Genomic DNA, 7,180 nt, shown 5'->3' on the forward strand with positions numbered 1-7,180 from the left:
CCCCTCCCACAACGCAACAAAGCACGTACCTGTCCCTATGGGAACGTGTACGTGCTTCGTCACGAGATATCGACTATGCTTTTTCTCATTATACCAGCGTTACAGTATTTCGGGTAGTTAGGATTATGTTCAACCATAGTCCCGCTTCGCTTGCTATTTCTACTTTGGATTAATACGACCTTGGCTGCCCCATTTACTCATGAAAGAACGATAATGCCATTTTAGGTATTGCTTCTCTTTTGGCGTAAACTGTACTTTTATTTTTTCGATCCCCGTTAACGTAACGGTGCGAGGACCAATTACAGGAGCAGGGACGAGTCTACCGTCCGGTTGAAAGGTGATGAGTAGTTTATCAAATAATGCATCATGATTGGCGCATAAGAGTAAGACGTTCTCTAAGTCCAAGCGTTCAGCACTACTTGTACACTTACTCCATGGTTTAATATGGGATGCAATAAGCATGGGCTCAAAAGAGATGTCGCAGAACCGGCACTTTCGATACGTTTTGAGTGCACGATCTTTGAGCGCGGAATGCCCGACCCGGTAGCGGTAAATTGCTTCTTTTTCCGTTTCTCCTAAGTCGGATTGCTCAATAGTTAGGAGATCTCGTTCCAGTCGAGATAATTCCTCTTGAAACTGTTTTTGGGCTGCATTATCTGATCCGGTTTTTAATGGTTCGCTTTTGGAGACCTGCCCTAGTTTCTGTGCACTAGCATTGATCGAGTCTTTTGGGGAATCGTCAAATGACCATGTGCTTCGACGTTCTGGATGAAAGAGTTGGTATCGAACCTTATAGGTGCTACTTAACCAATATGGGATACTGTATTGATTATTCCTTCCTCCCTTGTCGTCGAAATAAAAGTACAAATTGTCCTGACTTTGATTAATTCCCAGCCGAGCCCTATGTGCTCGATCAGTTAATAAAGTTTGAGGAACTTCCACGAAGTAACAATACTCAGGATCATACCTTCCCTCATTTAAGAAGGTGCGTATGATTAGCATGTGATAGTGTCGAATACCTCTTGGATTTAACACCTTATCTTCAAAGTTTTGAAATTCAGAGGGTTTATAGTTTGCAGACGTCCCCACTTTATGCTTCACAGAATTATGTTCTCTGATCGAGTATAAGACGGCGTAATCCTTCCCGAGAAAATAACGGTTGCCTTCTTCAACTATTGGCTTGTTACGTTCAGCAAACCATTTTTGGATACAAGCCCTTGCAACATCATATTCCAGTGACATTTAGAACATCCCTCGCCCTATCTGTAACAACCCATCAATGTTTCGGGTCGATAAATTTATCTATACGATCTGGTAATCCGACTTTAGATTTCAGTTGTCCCACCCACATAAGGTACAAACAAAGAAGAAGAGCCCTAGATTCCCAGGGCCCTTCTTCGAACATCCGAACGGATGTATTATGTGTGCCTTTCGGCAAATGCCCCGAACGGGGTCAAAATAACTAATGGATTAAAATGTGTTACAAAATGTCTTACATTTGTCTTAATTATAATACTAGGTCTCACTAGCGTCAACCATCTCTTTGCCGCCGTTCGATTTTGAAGTTGCTGCGTAAAGCTGGCCTGAAATACTCTCCTCTGCAGCAGTTCGAATGCCCGCATCATCGGATAGGAGTGATCGAATGAGATCCGAACGAACCTTAAACTTAATAAACCCTAAATCGACAAGCTCGATAGTTTTCATTTCTGCGTTATTCCCACACTTAAAGTATAGCTTGTCCCCGATAAGTATGTAACTGACCGGTCTACTTAAATAGGAAAGATACGACTCAGGTATCCTTACCGGAACAAGTAATCTTATGTGTCTCATGATAACATCGTAGAGGGTCGGTTCGTTTAAATAGCGTGTCCGAAATAAGTCATCAACCAGCTGAATTTGAACATCACTTAGCAAAACAGGAACTTTCTTTTCTGTTGCATCTAAATCCGATCCCTCTAATGTCAAAATGTGAATAGCCTTACGGGAGATGGTCGTCATTTGGTCTACCTTTGCCAAACTTTCCGTTGGTACTAAACCACGCTGGCTGATTCCTTCAACAACTCCAATGTTTCGTTTATCGGTCCCATGACGTTTCTTGCTAGAAAGAGGAATGACTACTACATGACCTGCCTTCACGTTAACATCCCAGATGACAGCATAATGGGGGGCGTCCAACACTTCACCTAACCCAATAAATTTTGCGTGGATAACCTGACCTTTTTGAAGGGGTTGTTCGTAGACCATCGTCTCGCTGTTTCTAGGTACTACGTTTAACTCAATATCAACGATTCTAGCGTGCTGCTCTATTGCTCTGAGCATGAGTTCTTTCGGCAATTCTGCTTCTCTTTCGGTGATGAGATTTCGCAAGAAATGCTCGTACAACTTCAACTGCTGTTCATTGGTCAGACCTTTTAATTGGTCTCTAAATTTCTCCCACATACCCGTCTCTCCATTTCAATGTTTTTATTGCTCAAAACGGGTGAAGCATAAGCCCTAATCTTGAAGCACGGTTTCGCTTCTCCGGGTCTTGTGACAATAGCACAACGTTGGTAAGCCGATAATGCTGTGCCAGCACGTAAGGTGAAAGTTCCCGCTCCGCTTTGGATTTCTCATCGATGCCGAAGGTGCTCAGTAGCATCACGTCCACTGGCTTGATCTCCAGACGCTTCGGGTAATTTAATTGCGCGTGACGAATACTTTCGATTAGGTTATTGGCTGCGATCCCGGTATGTGTTTTTGTTCGGAGTTCTTCAAGTTCATTCATAACCGGCTCACTGATCATCAACTTCCCTCCATCAAATTGGAAAATCAGGTGGAGGGAATTGAAAATCTGATTGTGGTATTTTAGTAAGAATTGTGCATCAACAGCAAGCAAATGTCCGGTCTCTAGATACGTCGCCAGCACATCGAAAGCATTATTAGAGGAAAGCGACTTCTTGGCTTCCGGCATATCCTTGGGTAAGAGATTATTCATCTGCCGAGGCTTACGTGGGATGAAAAAGGATAACTCCCATGTAAACAGGATGATTTTTAGAACAACAACTAATAGAACTAATCGCCATGAGGCAGAGAAAATGGAGATATCAGACATGCTTTTCACCCCTTTCTATTCCTATTTTACCTGATATTCCGTGATCACTCTACTCTCGTCCCCCTCCTCTTCCCTTATCGTTACCCCGGAGAACCCCCTTTAGCATAGGGCCATTTATCCATTTGTCCATTTGTCCTTTATTGATACACTGCCAGAAGGAGAGGGGATACAGTCGGCATTCCTCGGCAACTTCCTCCGGGCTCTTGGCCGTGTAGAAAGGAACGATGTTTTCAGAAGCTCCAATAATGTATACAGTCTCGAATTCAAGTCCTTTTGACCGATGCATGGACATGAGGGAGACACCCCTTGATTTACCCAAACCCAATCCCAGGCTCATCTATGTGAAAACATAACCAATATAAAATGCGGCTCACCTTATGGTAAACCGCTCTTATATTACTTCACAACAATTTGAACTCTTGTACCATCAGGATACTTTTCCAATTGATTGCTCACCCAGGAACCAGCTCCACGGTTATCAGAAGGCGCTACATAGGCGATATCCGCCCCCTTCCCCCCCTCCTTGCATACTGCCATCGTACAGATAGAAGGTTCCCCATGTTCGATGGCCGATTTTATATGTGCCGCAGTCTCGGGAAAACGCTCGGAGGGGAACTCAATCGTAATCTCAGTACCTTGTTGGCCTGTTGATGTTTGCTTAGCACTTTCAAAATTATAAAAATATAATACTACAGCGAAAACTAAGACCATCGATATGATAATTTGTTTCTTTTTCAATCTCTCATTCCTTTCTTACTTAGCCTTTGTCATCTCATTATATTGTCCCCGGCTCAGGGACGGCAATATTAGCCCCGACTACTTGGTATTCACTAAACCCAATACGGTCTGGATGCAATTCCCCAATGCAGCTTTCACCTGTATAAGAATCTTGGATATAAGCGACGTGGGAATTCCCTTGCCCCCACTCTTCGTACAATCTCGGACCGAAGAACACCTTATGTTCAGCAGTGAACATATCTAAATCAGACTGGTGTGTCTGAAGAAGAACCCGCGTTCTTATTCCCAGTTCCGGTATCGGAAACATAGTCTCTAGGGAAAGTACGAGACTCATGGTGATTTCTTCGGAGAGGCTACGCATGGCATCGAACACACGGAACAAAAGGTTTTTAAGCTCAGATTCGTGTTCTCCGATCATGAGATCTTTGTCAGGCTCGATTATCAGTATAAACTGCTGGGGGTTATCAAAACGGCAGACTTGTGCCCAGAAGCTCCACATGGCGAGTACCATCGCAGCTGCTTTTTCATTAACCGATACTCCCGCCGGAATGGTAAACTTCCGTCCTTCGGGTGTCACATGCCACTCTACGTTTCCCGTTTTCTCAAGAGCCTCAAGCAACACCTCTTTGGCTGATGAATCTCCCAACGATTCAAATGTCCGCTGATACCCGTGTGTCGGTCCCTCCATATGTGCACGGTACGACACCGCCGTCACATAATCGCGTAAATTAAATCTCCCCTTGCCTTGAGCTATGAGATCAAAATATGTAGCTGGGAAAATTCCTCGACGTTCGCGGAAATATTGGTTTGGATCGTACTCTTCGGATAGATCTGGTTTCTCTTCCAACCAGGTAATCGAATCGTCATTTTCTACTGGGTAGCTACTTTCGCTACTCTGATCGGATGTAATCCAGTAAACGGCCTTATTATCATATTGATTGATATTCGTAGCCATTTTACGAACGATGCTCTTCCGGGCAGACCGGTCTTTATCACCAACGAAGGCAATTGTTGTATAGTCAGGATTCATCCAGTCCCACCGGATCGGCGCCCCGGACCGTACTCCATCCAGTACGCTGCCCATAATCATTTCACTTTTAATATTGTGATTGTCCATTAAGAATCCTCCTCATGAAAAAAGCACCGGCAGGCATGGTTTTCCCATACGCTAACGGTGCTTCCGCTCGCTCCAACTTTTTTTGCATACCCTTATTATATTGCTTTGTTATTCAAGAGATCAATGGATACGCGTCTTATTTTCGCCTACGCGCTGTACGAAAAAAATCTCTAGACTGAGATAAACCAGCGAGTAAACATCACCGTTCAATGAGTTAGAGGGAAAATAATACTCGTGAAAAAGGCCACTCAATGAGTCAATGTCATTTAGTTAAGCTCAAAGACTAGACTGGGTATAAAAATGTAATCCGAAACGGCATGGGACAAAGTCCTGTGCCGTTAGTTTTTTTGGTTTAGTCAAGCAAAATGTGCACAGCAAACAAGCGGATGTCATATCCGCTTAAAAAATGTTCATTCGAAATGAATTATGCTACTCTGTAGACGAAGCTAACGGCTGATTTATAACGGATTTTGCGCGTATTCAACTGTCCCGGTCGAAGGGGTCGAATCGGCAAAATGTTTTTGCGAATCAGCGCTTCAACATCGGACGGGGATCCATCGCCTCGAGAGCTCAGGAAATGTCTACAAACGTGAACGGCAACCGTAAAATTGACTTGGTAGGGGTGCCGTTTATCCATTTGCGAAATGACGACGTGCGAGGTCATCATTTCAGCGAAATTGTAGAGGATCATTCTTGCGATATTCGCCAGCGCCTCTGGCCGACAGAATGATTCCCGGAAAATAAATCCCTTGGTTATTGTCCAGATACAGCATGATGTAATCCATCAGTTTGGAAAGATTTTGCGGGACGATCGAGCGCTGCACCTCAAGGTCCACCTCATAGATTGAAAACAGCTTACTTAGCGGCAGCGTCGTCGTCAACGTCGTCTGTCCGAACGTACGTGAGAGAGAGACGGGGATCTCGAAGAACGAAGACACCTTTTTGCTCCGCCAGAAGCTCTGACAGTGAAGATACTTGATCCATAACCACATTCCCATCAATATTAAAATGTAATGTAATTTCGTAGTAATAATTCATACAACATATTATTATAAAACCCATCTACTAGCAAGTATGCGCTTTCATCTATATCAATAAGAATGATAAGTTTAATAATGTTATTATGAATAATAAGTTTAACATGTTTAATATTTTTTTATAAACTTAACAAAAATATTAGTATTATTAGTTTTCATAATATTAATATTCTTGTTAAGTTTATAAAGTCACTATTGTTAATATTAATAATTTTGATAGAATTATAATTATTAACTCAACTTTCGCAGCTTATATCAGCCAATAAAACCTTGATATAGCTGGGCAAACCGGCAATCCACTGCTGGACTTGACTGATAAGAGTAGACTTCTCCCGTTTCGTTTTGGTCTGGCTCAGTTCTAGGAAGAACGCCACCACCTGCTGCAGCGCCGACTTGAAATCGAGTTCCCGAACTTCGTCGGCAAACAAAAAGAAGAGTCCGCCTAAGGATCGAGCATCTTGATTTGTTCGGCGCTCCCATTCCAATAACAAGTAACGGCTAAAGACAATGGTCGTATGGCAAACAAGCGAATCGAAGGATCGTCCTTGGAATTCAGTGCCGAGCTTCAAATGTGATTTGGTGAACTTAAAGAAGGTTTCTATGCTCCATCTCATTCCATAAATTCTGACGATTTCTGTATCGCTGAGCTCGATGTCGGTGCTTAAGATGACGAGCCATTCTCTACGACAGTTGCGGTTTTGCACGAAAACGAGTCGAAGCGCCAGACCACAAGGGGTATGGACAAGAACGGAGCCAAGCACATCGCTTTTGGTTGATCGCGGCAGCGCTTGATAAAGTTCTTTAAGCGTCAGTAATTTGTCACTCTGAACATACCGTTGCTTCATATCCTTGACCATGCCGATGACATGAAGGCCTTGTGACATCAGGTTTCGCAGCAGCGGAGCCTGTGTAAACCAACTGTCCATGAGAACAAAGTCTGCTGCAAAACCGGCTTGGATCGCACGTTTTAGCAGTTCCACAACCGCATCTGGTTTGCGAGAGAAAGCCTCCATGCGCCGTTTAAATCCTTGTGTTCGTTTGGACAAAGTCTCTTTCATTTCGCAAAATCGGTTGGCCAGTTTGGCGGAGCTAAGCATAACAAAGTCGATAGGAGCAAAGCTAAAACCGTCGGACCAGCCTAGTGTGAGCATGTTGTACCCGCGGACAAAACGACCTGTTGTGTGATCGTGCACACGT

General features: G+C 43.6%; 8 protein-coding genes. All 8 read right to left on the minus strand.

What is annotated here, in order from left to right; all coding sequences use genetic code 11:
* Positions 1 to 159: 159 nt before the first annotated feature.
* Positions 160 to 1,242 (minus strand): HNH endonuclease, encoded by a 1,083-nt coding sequence (locus tag FPZ49_RS28525; protein ID WP_144853674.1) that lies wholly within the window; start codon positions 1,240 to 1,242, stop codon positions 160 to 162.
* 273 nt (positions 1,243 to 1,515) lie between these two features.
* A complete protein-coding gene (locus tag FPZ49_RS28530) occupies positions 1,516 to 2,439 on the minus strand; it encodes a type II toxin-antitoxin system PemK/MazF family toxin (RefSeq protein ID WP_144853676.1) in 924 nt (307 codons plus the stop codon).
* A 31-nt stretch (positions 2,440 to 2,470) separates the two neighbouring features.
* Positions 2,471 to 3,091 carry a PIN domain-containing protein gene (locus FPZ49_RS28535; protein WP_144853678.1) on the minus strand — a complete coding sequence of 207 codons (621 nt, stop codon included), beginning with the start codon at positions 3,089 to 3,091 and terminating at the stop codon, positions 2,471 to 2,473.
* A 49-nt stretch (positions 3,092 to 3,140) separates the two neighbouring features.
* Entirely contained in the window at positions 3,141 to 3,428 is a 288-nt protein-coding gene (locus FPZ49_RS37675) for a 3'-5' exonuclease (RefSeq protein WP_144853679.1), read from the minus strand.
* 59 nt (positions 3,429 to 3,487) lie between these two features.
* A complete protein-coding gene (locus FPZ49_RS28545; RefSeq protein ID WP_391563879.1) occupies positions 3,488 to 3,802 on the minus strand; it encodes a DNA-entry nuclease in 315 nt (104 codons plus the stop codon).
* Positions 3,803 to 3,866: 64 nt separating this feature from the next.
* On the minus strand, positions 3,867 to 4,946 hold the full coding sequence (locus FPZ49_RS28550; RefSeq protein ID WP_144853683.1) for a hypothetical protein: 1,080 nt from the start codon (positions 4,944 to 4,946) through the stop codon (positions 3,867 to 3,869).
* Positions 4,947 to 5,614: 668 nt separating this feature from the next.
* Entirely contained in the window at positions 5,615 to 5,884 is a 270-nt protein-coding gene (locus FPZ49_RS28555) for a hypothetical protein (RefSeq protein ID WP_261381668.1), read from the minus strand.
* 335 nt (positions 5,885 to 6,219) lie between these two features.
* A partial coding sequence (locus FPZ49_RS28560; RefSeq protein ID WP_144853685.1) for an IS4 family transposase occupies positions 6,220 to 7,180 on the minus strand: 961 nt, incomplete at its 5' end.

Origin of the sequence: Paenibacillus cremeus (assembly GCF_007786445.1) — a bacterium.
Classification (GTDB): Bacteria; Bacillota; Bacilli; order Paenibacillales; family NBRC-103111; genus Paenibacillus_G; species Paenibacillus_G cremeus.